Below are 19977 nucleotides of genomic sequence, written 5' to 3'. Positions count from 1 at the left end.
CACATTGATGGGGAAAAGGAGAAATCATGTCCGATCAAGATCCGACCAAGCCCATCCCGAACGACGAGAAGTTCAAGCCGCAAAACGTGGCCGAACCGGGCGCGCAGACCGAGCCTCCCGCTCGCGACGGGGACAAACCTGCCGATACCGGCGGGCGCGACGTGCCCAAGGGCAGCCAGCAGAAGATCGGTCGCAAGACCGGCGGAGCACGCTAGCTCCGCAACGATAGGGTCAGGCGGCGAGCGCTTCGCGCACCGCTGCGAGCGCTGCCTCGCCCTTCGATCCATCCGGGCCGCCGCCTTGCGCCATGTCGGGGCGGCCGCCACCACCCTTCCCCCCAAGTTCGCTCACACCAGCGCGAACCAGCGCCACCGCATCGAACCGGTCAGTCAGGTCTTCAGTAACGGCAACCGCGAACGCCGCCTTGCCATCGTTGACAGCGCAGATCGCCGCGATGCCCGAACCGATACGCTGCTTCTCCTGATCGAGCAGCCCGCGCAGCTCCTTGGCCTCCAAGCCGTCGATCACCTGACCGCTGAAAGTAACGCCTGCCACCGTCTCGTCGGCCCTCGCCGCCGCTGCGCCGCCCCCGCCGAGGGCCAGCTGCTTCTTCGCGTCGGCCAGTTCCTTCTCGAGCCGTTTGCGTTCGTCCAGCAGCGCGGTAACCCGCTCGGCGACCTCTTCCGGGTTCGTGCGCAACGCGCTCGCCGCTTCCTTGAGCGCATCCTCGCGGTCGACGAGCCAGCGACGCGCCGCCTCGCCGGTCAGTGCTTCAAGCCGGCGCACGCCCGAGCTCACCGCACTTTCCGACACGATCCGGAACAGCTGGATATCCCCGGTCGCCTCGACATGCGTGCCACCGCACAGCTCGACCGAGTAATTGCGACCGCCCTCGCCCGCCCGGCCCATCGATAGCACGCGAACTTCCTCACCATACTTTTCACCGAACAGCGCCAACGCACCCGCGGCTACTGCGTCGTCGGGAGACATCAGGCGTGTGGAGACGGTTTCGTTCGCCCGGATCTCCGCATTCACCTCTTCTTCGACGGCGGCGATGTCCTCTGCCGTCAACGGCTTGGGGTGCGAGAAATCGAACCGCAGACGATCTTCCGCCACGAGCGATCCTTTCTGCGTCACATGATCGCCCAGCCGGTGGCGCAACGCGGCATGCACAAGGTGCGTGGCCGAATGGTTCGCCCGCACGCGTGCGCGGCGCTCGGCATCGACCTCGAGATGCACCGTATCGCCCGGCCGGACAGAACCTGCGACAACGGTGCCTTCGTGCGTGTGCAGGCGACCAAGGGGTTTACCCGTATCGGTAACTTCGATCCTCAACCCCTCAGGAGTCGTGATGGTCCCCGTGTCCCCCGACTGACCGCCGCTTTCACCGTAAAAGGGCGTTTGGTTCGCGAGCACGGTTACCGTATCGCCTTCTTTCGCCTCTTCGACTTCCGTGCCGTCCCGGATCAGCGCGACGACACGACCCTCGCCGCTGGTCGCGGCGTAGCCGGTGAATTCGGTGGCACCTTCGCGCTCGGCGATGTCGAACCATAGCTCGCTGTCGGCGGCCTGCCCGCTACCCTTCCACGCGGCGCGCGCGGCGGCCTTCTGCTGCGCCATGGCAGCGTCGAAGCCCGCATTATCGACCGCAATGCCGCGGGTGCGCAGCGCATCTTCGGTCAGATCGTAGGGAAAACCGTAGGTGTCGTAGAGCTTGAACGCGGTCGCCCCGTCCAAGGTATCGCCCTTCCCCATGCTCTCAGTCGCTTCGTCGAGCAGGCGCAGGCCCTTCTCCAGCGTCTGACGGAACCGCGTCTCCTCGCGCTCGAGTACTTCGCGGATGAGCGCTTCGCCGCGCGACAGCTCGGGATAGGCTTGGCCCATCTCGGTTACGAGCGCGGGGACGAGCCGGTGCATCAGCGGCTCGGCCGACCCGAGCAGATGCGCGTGGCGCATCGCGCGACGCATGATGCGGCGCAACACATAGCCGCGCCCCTCGTTAGAAGGCAGCACCCCATCGGCGATAAGGAAGCTGGTCGAGCGCAGATGATCCGCGATCACACGGTGGCTGGCGGTGTTGCCGCCCTCGGCAGCGACGCCAGTCAGATTTTCGCTCGCCGCTATCAGCGCCTTGAACGTGTCGGTATCGTAATTGTCGTGGACGCCCTGCATCACCGCGGCGATGCGTTCGAGCCCCATGCCGGTATCGATGTTCTTGTTCGGCAGATCGCCGACGATCTCTCCAGCCACCTGCTCATGCTGCATGAACACGAGGTTCCAGATCTCGATGAAGCGGTCGCCATCCTCATCGGGCGATCCGGGCGGTCCGCCTGGAATATCCTCGCCATGGTCGTAGAATATCTCCGAGCATGGACCGCACGGACCATCGTCGCCCATCGCCCAGAAATTGTCCTTGGTCGCGATGCGGATAATGCGATCTTCGGGCAAACCGGCGATCTTGCGCCACAGTTCGAACGCTTCGTCGTCGGTGTGATAGACCGTTGCCAACAGCTTCTCGGGAGCCAGGCCCCATTCCTTCGTCAGCAGCGTCCAAGCATGCTCGATTGCCTGTGCCTTCAAATAGTCGCCGAAGCTGAAGTTGCCCAGCATCTCGAAGAAGGTGTGGTGGCGTGCGGTGTAGCCGACATTATCGAGATCGTTGTGCTTGCCACCGGCGCGCACGCATTTTTGCGCGCTGGTGGCGGTCGGAGCCGGTCGCGGCTCAAGCCCGGTGAACACATTCTTGAACGGCACCATGCCGGCGTTGACGAACATCAATGTGGGATCGTTGTACGGCACCAGCGGCGCGCTCGCGATCTCGGTGTGGCCGCGCTGGCCGAAGTAATCGAGAAAGGAACGGCGAATTTCGTTGGTCGACTGCATAAGCGGGGAGGTAAGCGCTCGCGCACGCGGTCACAAGCCGATTCGGCGCGCCTATCGTGCCGGTCGAACTCAGGCGCTAGCGGTGACGATCCAGGCCGCGGCAGAAAAGCGGAACATGCTGCCCTGCCGGTGTTCTGCTACCCAGTCTCCCAGTCGCCTGAGGAAATCATCATGCGCCTGATGCGATAGGGAGCGGGCTTCGCGCGCAGCCCGGGCAGATGACCTGCAGATAAGAGGCAGCGTCCATGACCGGATCGGATCGGCCGATCACACCGACGGGCTACTGTCTCCCGCATCAAACGCGCCCAAACGGAAAAGCCGGCGCCGCACCATTGGAGCGGTGCGCGCCGGCCTTCCGTTTTTCCGGGCCCGCTGGAATGAGTAGGCCCGCTTGAGGAGCTTGTCGCTCAGTCCTCCGCGTCAGGACCGGTCATCATCTCCTCGGCGACATCGTCGGTCTTGCCACGGATCGCAGCCTCCAGCTTGTCGCAAACTTCGGGGTGTTCCTTGAGATAGGTCTTGGCGTTCTCTCGCCCCTGACCGATCCGGATGCTGTCATAAGAGAACCAGGAGCCGGATTTTTCCACGATCCCAGCCTTCACGCCAAGGTCGAGAATTTCGCCAATCTTGGAAATCCCCTCGCCATACATGATGTCGAACTCGACCTGCTTGAAAGGCGGAGCGACCTTGTTCTTGACCACTTTCACGCGGGTGGAGTTGCCGATGATCTCGTCCCGATCCTTGATCTGCCCGGTGCGGCGGATATCGAGCCGGACCGAGGCATAGAACTTGAGCGCGTTGCCGCCGGTCGTGGTCTCCGGATTGCCGTACATCACGCCGATCTTCATGCGCAGCTGGTTAATGAAGATCACCATGCACTTAGACCGATTGATGGAACCGGTCAGCTTGCGCAGCGACTGCGACATGAGGCGCGCCTGCAGGCCGACATGGCTGTCGCCCATCTCGCCCTCGATCTCGGCCCGCGGCACCAGCGCCGCCACCGAATCGACCACCAGCACGTCGATCGCGTTGGAGCGCACCAGCGTGTCAGTGATCTCAAGAGCCTGCTCGCCCGTATCGGGCTGCGAGACGATGAGTTCATCGATATCGACGCCCAGCTTCTTCGCGTACACCGGATCGAGCGCGTGCTCGGCGTCGACGAAGGCTGCCGTTCCGCCGTTCTTTTGCGCTTCGGCGATGACATGGAGGGCCAGCGTGGTCTTGCCCGAACTTTCCGGTCCGTAAACCTCGATCACGCGCCCCTTGGGCAGGCCGCCGACGCCGAGGGCAATGTCGAGGCCGAGCGAGCCGGTGGAGATCGCCTCCACGTTCATGGCCTCGCGCGAGCCGAGCTTCATCGCCGACCCCTTGCCGAAAGCACGATCGATCTGTGCGAGAGCGGCGTCGAGCGCCTTCTGACGGTCCACGTTGGATTCCTTTTCAACCAGCTTCAGATTGGCGGACATCGCATTGTCTCCCACGCTTTGAAAGGGTGCCGAATTCCTTTTCGACAAAAGCGTTGTACCGCGTTTGTTCTATCAGAACAAGGGGGGAACGAATTTTCTCTGCGCACCCCGTCAGACTTCTGCACGCGTGCTTCGTAAAACGTCTCCGACTTTCTCGCTGATTTGCTGAACATTGAACGGCTTGGCGATGAAATGCATGTCGGGCACATCGATTTCCGAACGCAATTGCCCTTCGGCGTAGCCGGACATGAAGAGAACCGGCAACCGGGGTTTATGGGCGCGGATAGCACGCACCATGGCAGGCCCGTCCATTCCCGGCATGACGACATCCGACACCACAAGGTCGAACGACTGGTCTCCCCGGCTGACTGCGGCCAGCCCATCCTCGCCATTGGCACAGGCCGTGACCGTATAGCCTGCCCGTGTCAGCGCTCGTTCGGCCACCAGCCGCACCGTATCTTCGTCCTCCACCAGAAGGACCTTGCCCCCTCCCGACCATTCCCTCGCAGGCTCGGAACGCGCGGCTTCCCTAGGCTTGGGAACTTCGCCGCGATGGACCGGGAGATAGATGGTAAACCGTGCGCCCGGGTGAGAACCGGCGCTCGTTACATTGTCTGCGAAGATGAAGCCGCCCGACTGTTTCACGATGCCATAGACGGTCGACAAACCCAGTCCGGTGCCCTTCCCCTGTTCCTTGGTGGTGAAGAACGGCTCGAAAATCTTTCCGAGAATATCGGCCGGAATGCCCCCCCCGGTGTCCTGCACGATGAGGGCGGTATAGTCCGCCACCGGGAGTATCTCCGACCCCATCTTGCGCACGTCCTTCGCGGTCACCTGCCGGGTCGTCATGGTCAAACGACCGGTTCGCCCACCACCCGCCAACATCGCATCGCGCGCGTTCACGGCGAGGTTCACGATGACCTGTTCCAGCTGACCCGGATCGGCGCGCACCGGTCCCAAATCGCGATCGTGACGCACTTCGAGCTCGATCTTCTCGCCGAGCAGGCGCCTCAGCAACTGGCTCACTTCGCTGACCACGTCGGGCAGCTGCAACACCTCCGGCCGCAGCGTCTGCTGACGGCTGAAGGCGAGCAGCTGTCGCGTCAGGCTGGCCGCGCGGTTGGAATTGGTCTTGATCTGCTGGATGTCGTCGTAATCGCCGTCACCCGGGGTGTGGCGCAGCAGCATGAGATCGCAATAACCGATGATGGCCGTCAGCACGTTGTTGAAATCATGCGCGACACCGCCGGCGAGCTGCCCGACCGCCTGCATTTTGGTCGCCTGCGCCATCTCTCGCCGCAACTGACCCTCTTCGCGCGAATCGACGAGGCTGATCAGGACTGCGGCCTCGCCCAACCCGCGTACGCCCGCCAAGCCGATAGACACCGGCTCGTCCGGTTCGTGCCGCAATCGGGCGGCGAAATCGCCGCTGTTCACGGAGCCCTTCCCGTAACGGCGTACCGCGTCGGCAAGCGCTGCCTTGTCCTCGCGCACCACGAGATCGGAGGGATATTGCGGCAGCCCCTCCAGCTCGCGCCCGGTCGCCCGCAGGAAAGCCTTGTTGGCAAACAGGAAGCGTCCATCCCGCTCCGTCATCGCGAGACCCATGGGCAATGCACCGAGCAACGCTTCGAGCTGCGGAGTTGCACTGGGCGCGGATATGTCCCCGGCGCCTATACCCACTCCGGCTTCCAACAACAGCATCAGCGAAGGCGCTTCATCTGCCGCAACCGCGCCTTGGGACTCCGTCGAGAGCGGCACATGCACGAGGCTATGTGATGGCCCCTCCCTACCCTCGCGCGCGAAATAGATTCTGTCGCGCTCGTCGCTACGCAACAGCGAACTAAAATCCTGCCCGGCAAGGGTCGCGCTCCGGTCGCCAACCGCCCTCTCGGCAAAGCTCGACGATACGGAGCGGATGATACCGTCAGGGCCGACTACCGCCGCTTCGATACCTGCACGGCCCAGGACGTTGCCGAATATCCCTGCAACGATTGCGGTCGCCTGGTCGACTGCATCGCGGTCAGAACGCGGGTGGAACCCCCAGACGAGAAAGTCGTCACCTCGCCCGGCACGCTCGGCGACAACTGTCCAGGACTGGCCTTGGTCGTCCAAGGACACCAACGCTTCCGCCCGACCATCCCGCCAGGCTTCGCGCGCAAGTCTGGTCAGATCCTCCACGCTTTCGCGAGGCGCGCCGATCGCCGGGGGGGCGCAGGTTCCCCACTTGTCGGCAAAGAGGGCATTGGCACACACCAATCGGTTGGCCCGATCGGTGATGGCCATGGGGTGCGCGTGTTTCGCAATCGCCGCCGAGGTAACCGACCAGTCGGGGGGTGCCAGTTCGCTATCGGCACCGCTTCTTCGCCCACGGACCCCCAGCAACACCAAAGCCGACAGGGTCGCGAGACCCCCAGCATAGGCCAATGCCAGTAGGGCGGATCCACTCGCTAGCCAGATCAGCGCTATGCTGCCCAACAACGCAAGGACCCAGAACATTCCCTCCTGGCCCGCCCCAGAAGTACTCCGCACCTGAAGGCCCTTCATTCGCTGGCGTCCTGCGCCAGCCGCTCGCTGAGACGGTGTTCCATCGCGCGCAAGCGACGGTTTCGACGCCGCGCCACGACTACGCGCCACAGCAATCCAGAGATCAGATAACCGAGCGCCGCCGATACGATCGCGAGGACCACAAAGCCGAAGACAGTAACGCCGGCGGCTTCGAAAAAGCCACGCAGTGTCTGGAACCCCTCGGTTTCAAGCACCGCACCGCCGATGTGGCTATCGATCGCCAGCACGCGCGCACCGAGCCGATTGGCGACCACCACCCAGAAGGGAAACGTGAACGGATTGGTGATGAAGGTGACCGCTGCGGCCAGGGGGACATTGGCCCGCGCCGGCAACGCCATAAAGGCAGCAAGGAAAATCTGCCCGATCGGCACGATGAAGCCGCAAAACAGACCCAAGGCAACTCCGCGCGGAACCGATCGACGCGTAAAACGCCACAATTCGGGGCTGAGAAACCGGTGGGCGATCGGCGCGAGCCAGCGATTGCGTGCTAGCTCTTCCCGCTCGGGCATGCGGCGCTTCGCCCAACTCCCGAAACCGGATTCACCCTCGCCCTTCATGACCAACCGAGAGTGCACGAGGACCACATGGCGATCAAACGTTCATGGTGAGAAGGCGAGCGGGCGACCATGGGCGTCGATATGGCGAAAACGCCACCAAAAACCACCCCTGAAACGAGCGAAATTGCTAAGCGCGATCAGTTATGGTCGCGCATGATCCGCGCCTTGTCCCGCTGCCAGTCGCGATCCTTGAGATATTCTCGCTTGTCCTGCGCTTGCCGCCCCTTGGCGAGGGCAAGTTCGACCTTCGCCCGACCCTGTCGATTGAAGTAGATGCTCAGGGGTACGAGCGTCATGCCCTTGCGCTCGGTCGCACCGACAAGGCGTTCGATTTCACGCGTGTGGAGCAACAATTTGCGCGGACGGCGGGGTTCGTGATTCTGCCGGTTGCCATGGGTGTATTCGGGAATGTTGGCATTGATGAGCCACGCTTGCCCGTCGCGCACCTCGGCATAGCTTTCGGCGATCGAAGCCTCGCCCGCACGCAGAGCCTTCACCTCGGTTCCCTGCAGTGCCAGACCCGCCTCGAACTTGTCCTCCACGGCGTAATCGAACCGGGCGCGGCGATTCTCCGCGACGGTCTTCTGCTTGTCGAAGGTTTCGGGTTTCGGCTTGGCCATGGGGAGCGCGCATGTAGGCGCTCGAGGGCGACTAGACCAGCCCCGCGTGTTCCAGCGCCTGATCGACCGCCCTGCGCGCGTGTTCGCTGCAGGGGGTCAAGGGGAGGCGGACTTCGTCGGTCATCCCCTCCATCACGCGGCTGAGGGCGTATTTCACCGGCGCGGGGCTGCTGTCTTCGAACATCGCGTAATGCAGCGGATAAAGCTGGTCGTTGAGCCGCCGTGCTTCGATCAGATCATTATCGGCGCAGGCCTGTTGAAACCGGGCGCATAGTACCGGGGCGACATTGGCGGTCACAGAAATGCACCCCACCCCGCCGGCGGCGTTGAACGGCAGCGCCAGCTCGTCATTGCCCGACAACTGGCAGAATTCGCGTCCGATTCCCATGCGATGGTCGGCAACGCGCGACAAGTCCTCGCTCGCGTCCTTGATTGCCACGATTCGATCGGGATAGGTGTTTGCCAGATGACAGGTCGTCTCCGGCGCGATGTCAGTGACGGTCCGACCGGGAACGTTGTAGAGGACTATCGGGAGTTCGCTGTTCTCGGCGAGGTGGCTGAAATGCGCGATCAGACCCGTCTGGCTGGGTTTGTTGTAGTAGGGTGCCACGCAGAGCCCGGCAGCCGCGCCCGCCTTGCGACTGAACTGCATGTGCAGGAGGGCGTTCCGCGTGTCGTTGCTGCCGCAGCCGGCGATGACCGGCACCCGGCCGGCGGCATGCTCGATACAGATTTCGATCACGCGGTGGTGTTCTGCATTCGACAGCGTGGAAGCTTCCCCGGTGGTGCCGCAGGGGACCAATGCCTTGCTACCGCTTTCGATCTGCCAGTCGACCAGCCGGCGAAACGTCGCCTCGTCGAACGTTCCGTCGCGAAAAGGAGTCACCAGAGCGGGGATCGAACCCGAGAACATTTACATTCGCCTTTCGTTGGAAGGATGACCCATCCAGGATAGGGTCCTTCATTCACTGCCTGATAAGGAGCCGCCGGGCACAATGTCCAGCATGACAAGATTTAAGCTCTTCGCCGCCGGTCTGGCCAGCGCAACCATACTGGCAAACGCCGCCCCCGCTTTCGCACAGGACGGGGGCAGTTGGGATCGCGCGCGTGCCGACTTGGTCGCACGCGCGCCAAGTGGCATGGCACAGGCCATCACGCGGTGGGAATATCTGATCCAGCGCAGGGATCTGCCGTTCGAAGACTACGCGTCGTTCCTGCTTACGTATCCCGATTTCCCGAAGGCCGACACGCTGCGTATCAGGGCCGAGAACGCCCTCGACGAAACGGCGCTGCCGCCCGAACGCCTGGTCGCGTATTTCGATGCGCTACCGCCGCTGACCAATTCGGCCAAAGCGCGTTATGCATTGGCCCTAGCCACGCTGGATCGACCCGAGGCGTTCGACGTGGCGCGCGCCGCGTGGCGTGGGGGAATGATGAGCGGCCCGTCCGAAGCGTACACGCTGGCTCTGTTCGGCCCGCGCCTGACACCCGAAGATCAGAATGCGCGAATGGATGCGCTGCTGTGGCAGGGCGAGGCTGAGGCCGCCGCACGACAGCTTAGCAACACTTCGCCCGCTGCACGGGACGCCTTCGGGGCGCGTCTGGCCCTCATCCAGGGTAGCCCCCCTTCCGCAGCGGGTCTTGCCGAACCGGCCGGAGCACGCAGCGATCCCGGCTATGCTTACAACCTGGCGAATTACTACCGCAATTCGGGACAGCTTCCGTCCGCTATAAACCTGCTGGCGGGCCGCCAATCCTATGATGGGGCGGCCTTCGATCCGGAAGATTTCATCGGCGTGATGCTGCGCGTCGCGCGTTCCGCGGGGAGCGATCCGGCAGTGCGCATCGCAGCGTCGGCTCCGACATTGTTCGCGCCGGGCACCGATATCAGCACGATGAGCTATCGTTTGCGCGACGACTACACGTCGCTGATGTGGCTCGGCGGCACGAAGGCGTTGTGGACGCTGGGCGATGGAATGCGGGCGGCACCTCTCTTCTATCAATATGGCGCGGCGGCGCAGACGCCGCAGACCCGGTCGAAGGGCTTTTACTGGGCGGGCCTGGCTTCGCAGCGGGCAGGCGACACGGCGGAGGCCCAGCGCTATTGGAACCTCGCAGCGGCCTATCCAGACCGCTTTTACGGCCAACTCGCCTTGGCGAAGCTCGGCCGCGGCGTCCCTCCCCTCGGTCCGCAGGACGCGGTGCTGCCCGACGAGCAATCGCGGCGCGAGTTCGCCAACCGGCCCCTGACGCGCGCGGTTCGAGAGGTCGCCGTCGATGCGCCTTGGAGCACCGGCATCCAGTTCTATCGTGCCATCGCAGCTCAGGCCGACACGCTGGAAGAACATCAGCTCGTGGCCGATCTGGCGCGCGACATCGGCCGGCGCGACCTGGCGGTAAATGTGGCTGAGGCTGCCGCTGCCGATGGCTATGACCGGTTCGCGGCGCAGGGGTTTCCGACCATTCCCCTGCCGGCCAATATCGACTGGACCATGACCCACGCCATCGCACGACAGGAAAGCCAGTTCGCGCAAAACGCGATCAGCCATGCCGGCGCCCGGGGCCTGATGCAGCTGATGCCCGGCACGGCACGCGAACAGGCGGGCAAGCAGGGCATTGCCTATATGTCGGCCAATCTCATCAGCGATCCGGTATACAACATGCAGTTGGGGGCCGGCTATTTCGCGCGGATGATGGACTATTTCGGCGGGTCCTATCCACTCGCCGTGGCTGCCTACAACGCCGGTCCCGGCAATGTGAACAAGTGGATTCGCGCCAATGGCGATCCGCGCTCGGGTGGCATCGATTGGGTCACGTGGATCGAGCAGATTCCGATCTACGAAACCAAGAACTACGTGCAACGGGTGCTGGAAAACGCCGCGGTCTATGAACAACTCTATCCGGACAAGGCGAGCTGGAACCGGCCCCGCATGGTCGGCGACTTCCTGCGCTGATACCGCACGCGATCGATCAATGAGGGAAACGCAGGGAAATCCCATAACCCCTGGTGGGTTTACCGCCATGCAGGCGCGCTACGAGCACCTGCTGGGCACCGAACGGCCACAGATCGTGGAGATCGTCAGCTGGGCCGCGGGAAATGGCGACCGGTCGGAGAATGGAGACTACCTCTATGGCCGCAAGCGGATGCGCGAAATCGATCGCGAGCTGGCACATCTTGCCAGAAGGATGAAATCCGCCCGGGTCATCGATCCCGCACAGCAGACCGAAACCGACCGCGCCTTCTTCGGCGCGACGGTGACGCTGGCCGACGAAGACGACCGCGAGACCCGCGTGACCCTCGTCGGTGACGACGAGCAGGATGCAGGTGCCGGTCGCATCGGGTGGTCCAGTCCGCTTGCCCGCGCGATCCGCGGCGCGCAGGTCGGCGACCTTCGGACAGTGCGTTTGCCTTCCGGCCCGAAAGAATGGGAAGTGATCGAAATCGCCTATGGCTAGGCTCGCAACAACTCTTGCTCTTTTCGCACTTGCGACAATGTCGGCCCCGGCCTCCGCCAGAGACACGCTGGGCGTATTCGAAAACTGGGCAGCGTTTCGCGACCCCGAGGCACCACGCTGCTATGCCATTTCCATGCCGCGGCCCAGCCACCTCGCTCGCGACTTCGAACCCTATGCGACCGTTGCGACATGGCCCCGACGCGAGATCCGCGGCCAGGTCCATGTGCGACTGTCCCGCAAGCTGGCGGAGGGCCGGCCCATAACTCTCATCATCAACGATCGACGTTTCCGGCTTACCGGCGGCGAAGGCGACGCCTGGGCGCAGGACGGGCGGATGGATGCGGCCATAATCGCTGCGATGCGATCGGGGGTGCGAATGATCGTGAGCGCGACCGATCTGCGAGGTCGCCGCTTTTCGGATATCTACGATCTCTCGGGTGTAGCGACCGCGATGGATGCCGCCAGCGTAGGTTGCGCCCGGCGTTGAGTTAAGGCCCAAAGAAAACGGCCGGAGCAAATGCCCCGGCCGTCCTGCATGCATAATTTCAGGTATTAGAAGCGGACGCCAACGCCCGCGACGACCTGGTGCCGGTCGGTGTCGACGTCGAACCGATCACTGTCCGGGAGACTGCCACCGAAATCCACTTTCGCATCGCTATAGTTCGAATAGCGATACTCGAGCTTCGCATACATGCGCGGGTTGAAGGCGTATTCGACACCCGCGCCGAGACGGTAGCCGTCCAGCTTGTAATTGTCGTCGAAGGTCGCGGTGCCGTCGTTGCTGCGGATGTTAAGCTTCGCATTGGTGTAGCCGCCCTTGGCATAGACCAGCGCCTGCGGACCCACCTTCGCGCCAACGCGCGCGCCGACATAGATATCGCGCCCGGCCGAGACATTGCCGTAGCCGAAACCTTCGAAATCGCCGTTATCGTAGTCGGTATCGGCGGAGGAACCCATAAGCTCCGCCTCGGCACCGACGACCACCGCGCCGAGATCGACGTCGTAACCGACCGCGCCGCCGTAAGTTACGCCCTCGGCCGACTGATCGTTGTCCACGTTCACATCGTCATCCACGCTGCTCCCGGCACGCAACTGATCGTAACCGGCCAAGGCCTCGACGCGCAGACCCGTGAACGGCGCATCGCCGACGGACTGGGCGGCAGCGGGGGAAGCGACTGCAGCCACGGCAACGGCGGCAAGGAGGGGAATGGACTTTTTCATGTATGTTCTCCGTCAAAGTTCTCATGCAGTCACGACCGCATGTGAGGCCAAAACGGAGCGCCGGGACAGAAAGTTTCATTAACGTGACACAACAGCAAAGCGTGACATTCTTATCACAATGGCGGGTTGAAACGTTCACCGAGTGTGGTGGATAGCTCCATCGGCCGTGAGCGGTGTGCCCGGCTTGGTTCCTGGCCGATCCGTCCCTATAAGACGTCGATGGCCGACACAGCGTTGATGAGCATCCCGGGGCAGGTCGACCCCATTCCCGCACCGCGCGACATAACCCCGCGCGCGGACGGTCGAAGCGATCTGATGGGGCTTCCCAAGGATCGCATCCGGGATCTGTTCGAGCAGGCGGGCCTCGATCCGAAGCAGGCGAAGCTGCGCGCCAAGCAGGTCTACCACTGGCTGTATCATCGGGGCGTCACCGATTTTGCGGAGATGACCGATATCGCCAAATCGATGCGTCCCTGGCTGACGGAGCGTTTTGTCGTCGGTCGGCCCGACGTGGTCGAGGCGCAGCACTCCTCCGACGGGACGCGCAAGTGGCTCCTCAGAACCGCCGACGGTCATGATTTCGAGATGGTGTTTATTCCTGACGCGGACCGCGGCACCTTGTGCATATCCAGCCAGGTCGGCTGTACGCTCAATTGCCGGTTCTGCCACACCGGCACGATGCGGCTGGTCCGCAACCTCACCCCTGGCGAGATCGTCGGCCAAGTGATGCTGGCGCGCGATTCGCTCGGCGAATGGCCGAAAGGTCGCATGGACGGGCTCGACGAGGCCGAGACCAGCGCGCAATACAGCTCCGACGGTCGGCTGCTAACCAATATCGTGCTGATGGGCATGGGTGAGCCGCTCTACAATTTCGACAATGTGCGCGATGCGATGCGGCTGGTCATGGATGGCGAGGGGCTCGCCTTGTCCAAACGCCGCATCACGCTTTCCACCAGTGGCGTGGTGCCGATGATGGACCGTTGCGGAGAAGAGATCGGCGTCAATCTCGCGGTGTCGCTTCACGCCGTGACGAAGGAGGTTCGCGACGAAATCGTGCCGATCAACCGCAAGTACGGGATCGAAGAACTGCTTGCCGCCTGCGCCGCCTACCCCGGTGCCTCGAACGCCCGGCGGATAACGTTCGAATATGTCATGCTGGACGGCAAGAACGACAGCGATGCCGACGCGCACGAACTCGTCCGGCTGCTGCGCAAGTACGACCTTCCGGCCAAGGTCAACCTGATCCCCTTCAATCCCTGGCCGGGCGCGCCCTACGAATGCTCCAGTCCGGAGCGGATCCGTCGCTTCTCCGATATCGTGTTCGAGGCGGGCATCAGCGCGCCGGTCCGTACCCCGCGAGGCCGCGACATCGATGCTGCCTGCGGTCAGCTCAAAACCTCCGCCCAGAAGAAAACCCGTGCGGAACGCGATCGTGACGCCGCAGCAGAGGTCGTCGAAGCCGGATGACGCCGCGCGCGGTACTCGTGACCGGCGGGGCCAAACGCATTGGAGCGACGCTGAGCCGCGCCTTTGCCGCGCGAGGCTGGCATGTGCTAATCCATTACAATTCCAGCGCGCGCGCCGCACGGCACCTGGCGGATAGCCTGCCGGGCGCCGAATCGGTCCAGTGCGACCTCTCCGATGCCGGGGCCGCCTCTGCATTCTTCGAAGACCTTGCCGGAAAGCTTTCCGACTGGCCTCTCCTCGTCAATTCCGCCGCGGTATTCGAACCGGACACGGTCGACTCGCTCGACGAGGGTGTCTTCAAGAAGGCGATGCGGGTGAACGCGCAGGCCGGAGCCGTTCTCGCACAAGCATTTTTCCGCCACGCGCGAGCCCGGTCCGGCAGGCGGTTCATTCAGTTCACCGATCAGAAGATCGAGAACATCAATCCCGATTTCTTTAGCTACACCATGAGCAAATGCGCGGCGAACGCGGGGATCGCCATGCTTTCTTCCGCGCTGTCCGACCCGCGAGACCGCGTTTACGGCCTCGCCCCCGGGGCCATTCTCGAAAGTCACGACCAGACCGAGGAGGAGGTGGCCATCTCCCATCGACTGAACCTGCTCAGACGCCGGACCGAACCCGCGGAGCTGGCCGTCGCAGCCCTGTTTCTCGCGGAAGGCTGGCTGGCGTCGGGGCAGACGCTGTTCGTCGACAGCGGTCAGCATCTGATGCGGCAGCCGCGCGACGTGATCTACCTCGCGCGCGAACTGATGGGCCGACCGGTCGAGGCGGCGCGGCTGTGAACCGCCATGCCCTCTCCACCCGCGTTTGGCACTGGCTGAACTTCGCCTCCCTTGTGGTCCTGTTCATGTCGGGCCTTAACATTTCCAACGCGCATCCGTGGCTGTACTGGGGGGAGTACGGCTTCGTACCCGACAATGCCTGGGCGGCCGTTCCGCGCTTCCCCGGCTGGGCGACCATTCCGGGGTACTACAGCCTGGCGGCGGCGCGCGACTGGCACATCCTCTTTGCCTGGATATTCGCCCTCACCCTCCTGTTTGGGTGGATCGCCATGCTGATGAACGGCCATTTTCGCCGAGACATCACCACGTACAGGCGCGAATGGCGCTGGCCCGCCATCCGGCGCGATATCGCGGCGCATCTGCGCCTCGATTTCGACCACGGGAAGGGCAAGTACAACTTCCTGCAGAAGGTCGCCTACGGGATCGTCCTGGGCATATTGCTGCCGGTGATGGTGCTGACCGGGATGGGCATTTCGCCGGGGTGGGAACCGGCGCTTTCCCCCGTCATCGAACTGCTCGGCGGCAGGCAAAGCGTGCGGTCCATACATTTCATCAGCGCCTGGGCCCTGTTCGCCTTCTTCGTCCTGCATGTTTTCCTCGTCCTGATCTCTGGCCCCCTGGAGCAATTGAAGGCGATGATCGTCGGAGGGCGGCAGTCATGAGCGGGTTCGAGCGGCGCGGCGTGATCGCCGGTATGGGAGCGCTGTTCCTTGGCGCATGCAGCAAGGTCGGCGATAGCGCCGCGGGCCGCTCGGCCTTCGCGACGGCGCAGGCTTGGCACCGGCGGGTGCAGCGCCTCGTGGGCGGTCGCGGCGGGTTGGTAAAGGAATACGCTGCCTCGCAGATTTCCCCGAGCTTCCGGGGCAACGGGACGACGGAGCCGTCTTCTCTCAGCTATCAAGCCCATGCCGCGACCGGCTTCGCCGACTGGCGGCTCGACGTGCGCGGGCTGGTCGAGCATCCGCTCAGCCTGTCGCTGGAAAACGTTCGCGGCCTTCCCCAGCGCACCCAGATCACGCGCCATGACTGCGTAGAGGGCTGGAGCGCGATCGGGCAGTGGACAGGGCCGCAGCTCTCGACCGTGCTGGAGGCCGCAGGCCTTCTTGCCGAAGCGCGCTTCATCGTGTTTCGCTGCGCCGATACGTTGAACGGCACACCCTATTACGAAAGCGTCGACATGATCGATGCTTTCCATCCGCAGACGATCGTTGCCCACTCGCTCAATGGCGAGCCCCTGCCGGTGAAGAACGGCGCGCCGCTCCGCATGCGAATCGAGCGACAGCTCGGATACAAGCATGCGAAATATCTCACCGCGATCGAAGCGGTCGCATCGCTTGACGATATTGCGGGCGGCCAAGGCGGCTATTGGGAGGATACCACCGGCTATCAATGGTATGCTGGCGTCTGATCGCTTCGCCGCCCCGACGCCCAATATTTTCTTTTCCGCAAACCGGTTGATTATCACGCGCGTCATAGGCAGCGGACGCGTCGTGGGGAGGAGATAACGGCAAATGCGGGCACGTAATGAGCAAGACACTCCTCAAGCAGGTTCTGGGCAAGTTCGTCACCGATGGGCAATTGCTCGTCGGCTTCGCTGACGGGGAGATTGCCGAGTTCGGGCGTTCGGTCGCCGGCTATCCCGATGTGACGATCCGCTTCGCCGATCGCCGGGTCCCGCGCGATATGGTGCTCGATCCGCGCCTCGGCGTCGGCGAGGCATACATGGACGGGCGGTTGATCGTCGAGGAAGGCGACATCCTCGATCTGGTGACCCTCTTTCGTGCCAACACGCGGTGGGAAGATGGCAGGCGCATTGCCGCGCCAGCGACCTTGCGCCGACTGCGGGAAACGGTTGAGTTCGCTGTCAGCCAGATCAACAATGCGACTTTATCGAAACGCAATGTCGCCGCACATTACGATATTGGAAACGCTCTCTACGAGCTGATGCTCGATGCGGAGCACATGCAATACAGCTGCGCCTACTGGCCGCGCGACGACATGACGCTTGCGCAGGCGCAAGAGGCGAAGCTGGCGCATATCGCTGCCAAGCTTTCGATCGAGCCCGGCAACGAGATCCTCGACATTGGATGCGGCTGGGGTGGCATGGCGATCTACCTCGCCCGCCACTTCGATTGCCGGGTGACCGGCATCACGCTGTCCGAGGAACAGGCGGCGCTCGCGCGCGAGCGGGTAGCCGAGGCCGGGCTTGCGGATCGGATCACGATCGAGTTGACCGATTACCGGGATATTCCGGGCCAGGCGCGCCAGTTCGACCGCATCGTCTCGGTCGGCATGTTCGAACATGTCGGTCGGTCCCAGTTCGACACGTTCTTCCGCACCTGCGCAGAGATACTGCGACCCAAAGGGGTGATGCTGCTGCATTCCATCGTGCGCTTCGGTCCTCCGGGATCCACCGACGCCTTTACGCGCAAGTACATATTCCCCGGCGGCTACATCCCGGCGTTGTCGGAGACCCTGGCCGCAAGCGAGAAATATCGCCTGATCGCCAGCGACGTCGAAGTACTTCGGGTTCACTACGCCAAGACGCTGCGCGAGTGGTATCGCCGGTGCATGGCGCATCGCGAAGAGATAGAGGCGCTGTTCGATGCGCGCTTCTTCCGCATGTGGACGTTCTATCTCGCAGGGGCCGCCACGGTGTTCGAGTATGGTGGGATGGGCAATTTCCAGATCCAGTATGTGCGCGACCGCCACGCCGTGCCGCTGACACGCGACTACATGGGCGAAGCGGAAAGCTCCCTTCTGCCCGTGGAAAGCTGACCTGCGATTGCAGCCTGCCAGCGGCGCTGTTACCGGCGCGCGATCCATCGGAGTACGACAATCATGGCCAACGACACCCCCTCCTCCGTCAAGCGGGTTGTGCTCGCCTATTCCGGCGGGCTCGACACCAGCGTAATCGCGAAATGGCTGGAGGTCGAGCGAGGCTGCGAGGTCGTGACCTTCACCGCCGATCTCGGTCAGGGCGAGGAACTGGAGCCGGCGCGCGCCAAGGCCCGGGCCATGGGCATCCCGGACGCGCATATCTTCATCGAAGATTTGCGCGAGGAGTTCGTGCGCGATTTCGTCTTCCCGATGATGCGCGCCAACGCCCGGTACGAGGGTGACTATCTGCTCGGCACCTCGATCGCGCGGCCGCTGATATCGAAGCGCCTGGTCGAGATAGCCCACGAAACCGGGGCCGATGCGATCGCCCATGGCGCGACCGGCAAGGGGAACGACCAGGTCCGCTTCGAGCTGTCCGCCTACGCACTCGATCCCGATATTCAGGTCATCGCTCCGTGGCGTGAGTGGGACCTTACCAGCCGCACCGCGCTGATCGCCTGGGCCGAAGAGCACCAGATCCAGGTGCCGAAAGACAAGCGGGGAGAAAGCCCATTCTCGACCGATGCGAACGTCCTGCACACCTCGTCGGAGGGGAAGGTGCTGGAAGACCCGTGGGAAGAGACGCCCGACTATGTCTACTCGCGCACTGACCACCCGGAAGATGCGCCCGAGACCCCGGAATACATAACCCTGGCCTTCGAGCGCGGCGACGGCGTGGCGCTGAACGGCGAGGCGATGAGCCCCGCCACCCTGCTCGCCGCTCTCAACGACCTCGGTCGCAAGCATGGCATCGGACGGCTCGATCTGGTGGAGAACCGCTTTGTTGGGATGAAGAGCCGGGGCATGTACGAGACACCGGGCGGCGAGATCTACGCCCGCGCGCATCGCGGGATCGAGCAGATCACGCTCGACCGCGGCGCGGCTCACCTGAAGGACGAACTGATGCCGAAATATGCGGAGCTCATTTATAACGGGTTCTGGTTCAGTCCGGAACGCGAGATGCTGCAGGCCGCGATCGATCACAGCCAGCAGAAGGTGACGGGCGAAGTCCGGCTGAAACTATACAAGGGGCTGGCCAGCGTCGTCGGCCGTCGCTCGCCCCAGACGCTCTATTCCGAGGCTCATGTAACGTTCGAAGACGATGCGGGCGCGTACGATCAGCATGATGCCGAAGGGTTCATTCGCCTCAACGCGTTGCGGCTGAAGCTGCTGGCGAAGCGCGACGGTCGTTGATCGAACGGCGGTGCGCCGACCGGTTGAGTTATCCACCTCTGTCCACCGCAAAATCGGGGAAAGGTGGATAAGTCGCTCTTGCGCGACTTGAAAAAGCAATAGTCGCGGCGCAGTTTCAAACCGTCGAGAGGGCAGAAACCCACCGGAGATCGAGGGCTCTAACAGCCGGAGATCAAAGGGGAACTTCAGCTTTCCCGATGTGGCGGGGAGACCGCTGCGACAACCGAGAACGGTATGCGGAAGGCTTTGGCCAGAAGCAAGCCGATCGCCCGAGATGGTCGCGGTATGGCGCTCTGACACAGGCCGGTTTTCCGGTCGGCGCGAGGAAGCATCGCGCGGCTTCGGCCAAGCGATGCGGACGATGACCGTCGACCAGCGATTATCGGTCTCGGTATTGCGGACCTTGCATCGCGGCCTTCGGGCCGAATGCGTGTAAACGATACCGGATGCCGGTGCGAGCGCCGGTCTTGAAATCTTCCCACCCACGCGGCGGGGAGGCGTAGAACCGGGCGCCAAGTTCGCTCTTCGGAGCGACCACGCGTCGGTAAGAGTGGGGTCGGCAGCAATGCCGGCCCCATTTGTTTTGGCCGCCGCTCTCGCGAGCCTGCACTGCGTGCTTGCTTTGGAGCTCACGAGCGCCAATTCGTACGCCACTGTTTTATCCAAACTTTTCCCGACTCCATACCCTGGCGATTCGCGCATTCCTAGGGAGTCGCCTACAAAACCCCCCAAATTCGCGGGAACCGGGGGGCGGTTCGGCGCATTTTTACAGTTCGGCGCGTGTGAATTGCGACGAGATGATGGCACGGCGGGACCAGCGGCTCTCGCATGGGTGCCATCTGTACTCCCCAGCCTGTATCCCCCCGGCCATGGAACGCAACAG

General features: G+C 63.3%; 17 protein-coding genes. 10 read left to right on the top strand and 7 right to left on the bottom strand.

Annotated elements, in window-relative coordinates; translation table 11 throughout:
• The first annotated feature begins 26 nt into the window (after positions 1–26).
• Positions 27–215, top strand: coding sequence for a hypothetical protein (locus MKP08_RS09265; RefSeq protein WP_215228450.1), 189 nt, complete (start codon positions 27–29; stop codon positions 213–215).
• A 16-nt stretch (positions 216–231) separates the two neighbouring features.
• On the opposite strand, the gene alaS is transcribed toward MKP08_RS09265, so the two are convergent.
• The 6 genes from alaS to dapA form a co-directional block, all read right to left on the bottom strand.
• Positions 232–2883: an alanine--tRNA ligase gene (alaS, locus tag MKP08_RS09260; protein WP_241553576.1), complete on the bottom strand. Its 2652-nt coding sequence runs from the start codon at positions 2881–2883 to the stop codon at positions 232–234.
• Positions 2884–3290: 407 nt separating this feature from the next.
• Positions 3291–4349: a recombinase RecA gene (recA, locus tag MKP08_RS09255; protein WP_215228452.1), complete on the bottom strand. Its 1059-nt coding sequence runs from the start codon at positions 4347–4349 to the stop codon at positions 3291–3293.
• A gap of 111 nt (positions 4350–4460) precedes the next feature.
• The gene (locus tag MKP08_RS09250) at positions 4461–6848 is read right to left on the bottom strand and encodes a response regulator (RefSeq protein WP_241553575.1); all 2388 of its coding nucleotides are present in this window, start codon (positions 6846–6848) and stop codon (positions 4461–4463) included.
• A 44-nt stretch (positions 6849–6892) separates the two neighbouring features.
• Positions 6893–7426 carry a DUF2062 domain-containing protein gene (locus MKP08_RS09245; protein ID WP_241553574.1) on the bottom strand — a complete coding sequence of 178 codons (534 nt, stop codon included), beginning with the start codon at positions 7424–7426 and terminating at the stop codon, positions 6893–6895.
• 185 nt (positions 7427–7611) lie between these two features.
• Positions 7612–8094: an SsrA-binding protein SmpB gene (gene smpB, locus MKP08_RS09240; protein WP_241553573.1), complete on the bottom strand. Its 483-nt coding sequence runs from the start codon at positions 8092–8094 to the stop codon at positions 7612–7614.
• 31 nt (positions 8095–8125) lie between these two features.
• Positions 8126–9007, bottom strand: coding sequence for a 4-hydroxy-tetrahydrodipicolinate synthase (dapA, locus tag MKP08_RS09235; RefSeq protein ID WP_241553572.1), 882 nt, complete (start codon positions 9005–9007; stop codon positions 8126–8128).
• A gap of 82 nt (positions 9008–9089) precedes the next feature.
• Between dapA and MKP08_RS09230 the strand changes: the two genes are divergently transcribed.
• Genes MKP08_RS09230 through MKP08_RS09220 form a run of 3 tightly spaced genes read left to right on the top strand, consistent with a single transcriptional unit; the run spans position 9090 to position 12037 of the window.
• Positions 9090–11048 carry a lytic transglycosylase domain-containing protein gene (locus MKP08_RS09230; protein WP_241553571.1) on the top strand — a complete coding sequence of 653 codons (1959 nt, stop codon included), beginning with the start codon at positions 9090–9092 and terminating at the stop codon, positions 11046–11048.
• A gap of 19 nt (positions 11049–11067) precedes the next feature.
• Positions 11068–11550, top strand: a complete 483-nt coding sequence (locus MKP08_RS09225; RefSeq protein ID WP_241553570.1) for a GreA/GreB family elongation factor — start codon at positions 11068–11070, stop codon at positions 11548–11550.
• A 37-nt stretch (positions 11551–11587) separates the two neighbouring features.
• The gene (locus tag MKP08_RS09220; RefSeq protein WP_373418083.1) at positions 11588–12037 is read left to right on the top strand and encodes an invasion associated locus B family protein; all 450 of its coding nucleotides are present in this window, start codon (positions 11588–11590) and stop codon (positions 12035–12037) included.
• Between the two features lie 65 nt (positions 12038–12102).
• Here the strand turns inward: MKP08_RS09220 and MKP08_RS09215 are convergent, their stop codons facing one another.
• Entirely contained in the window at positions 12103–12771 is a 669-nt protein-coding gene (locus MKP08_RS09215; protein WP_241553568.1) for an outer membrane protein, read from the bottom strand.
• 219 nt (positions 12772–12990) lie between these two features.
• Between MKP08_RS09215 and rlmN the strand changes: the two genes are divergently transcribed.
• The 6 genes from rlmN (at position 12991) to MKP08_RS09185 (ending at position 19094) form a co-directional block, all read left to right on the top strand.
• Positions 12991–14238, top strand: a complete 1248-nt coding sequence (gene rlmN, locus MKP08_RS09210; protein WP_241553567.1) for a 23S rRNA (adenine(2503)-C(2))-methyltransferase RlmN — start codon at positions 12991–12993, stop codon at positions 14236–14238.
• Positions 14235–15020, top strand: a complete 786-nt coding sequence (locus MKP08_RS09205; RefSeq protein WP_241553566.1) for an SDR family oxidoreductase — start codon at positions 14235–14237, stop codon at positions 15018–15020. The genes rlmN and MKP08_RS09205 overlap by 4 nt, the downstream gene beginning before the upstream one ends.
• Positions 15017–15682 carry a cytochrome b/b6 domain-containing protein gene (locus MKP08_RS09200; protein WP_241553565.1) on the top strand — a complete coding sequence of 222 codons (666 nt, stop codon included), beginning with the start codon at positions 15017–15019 and terminating at the stop codon, positions 15680–15682. Before MKP08_RS09205 ends, MKP08_RS09200 begins: the two co-directional genes overlap by 4 nt.
• On the top strand, positions 15679–16428 hold the full coding sequence (locus MKP08_RS09195; protein WP_241553564.1) for a molybdopterin-binding protein: 750 nt from the start codon (positions 15679–15681) through the stop codon (positions 16426–16428). Before MKP08_RS09200 ends, MKP08_RS09195 begins: the two co-directional genes overlap by 4 nt.
• Positions 16429–16544: 116 nt before the next feature.
• A complete protein-coding gene (locus tag MKP08_RS09190; protein WP_241553563.1) occupies positions 16545–17798 on the top strand; it encodes a cyclopropane-fatty-acyl-phospholipid synthase family protein in 1254 nt (417 codons plus the stop codon).
• Positions 17799–17861: 63 nt separating this feature from the next.
• A complete protein-coding gene (locus tag MKP08_RS09185; RefSeq protein WP_241553562.1) occupies positions 17862–19094 on the top strand; it encodes an argininosuccinate synthase in 1233 nt (410 codons plus the stop codon).
• The last annotated feature ends 883 nt before the right edge of the window (positions 19095–19977 follow it).

This window comes from Erythrobacter sp. LQ02-29 (genome assembly GCF_022576075.2).
Classification (GTDB): Bacteria; Pseudomonadota; Alphaproteobacteria; order Sphingomonadales; family Sphingomonadaceae; genus Alteriqipengyuania.
This window is presented reverse-complemented; position numbering and strand designations above follow the sequence as displayed.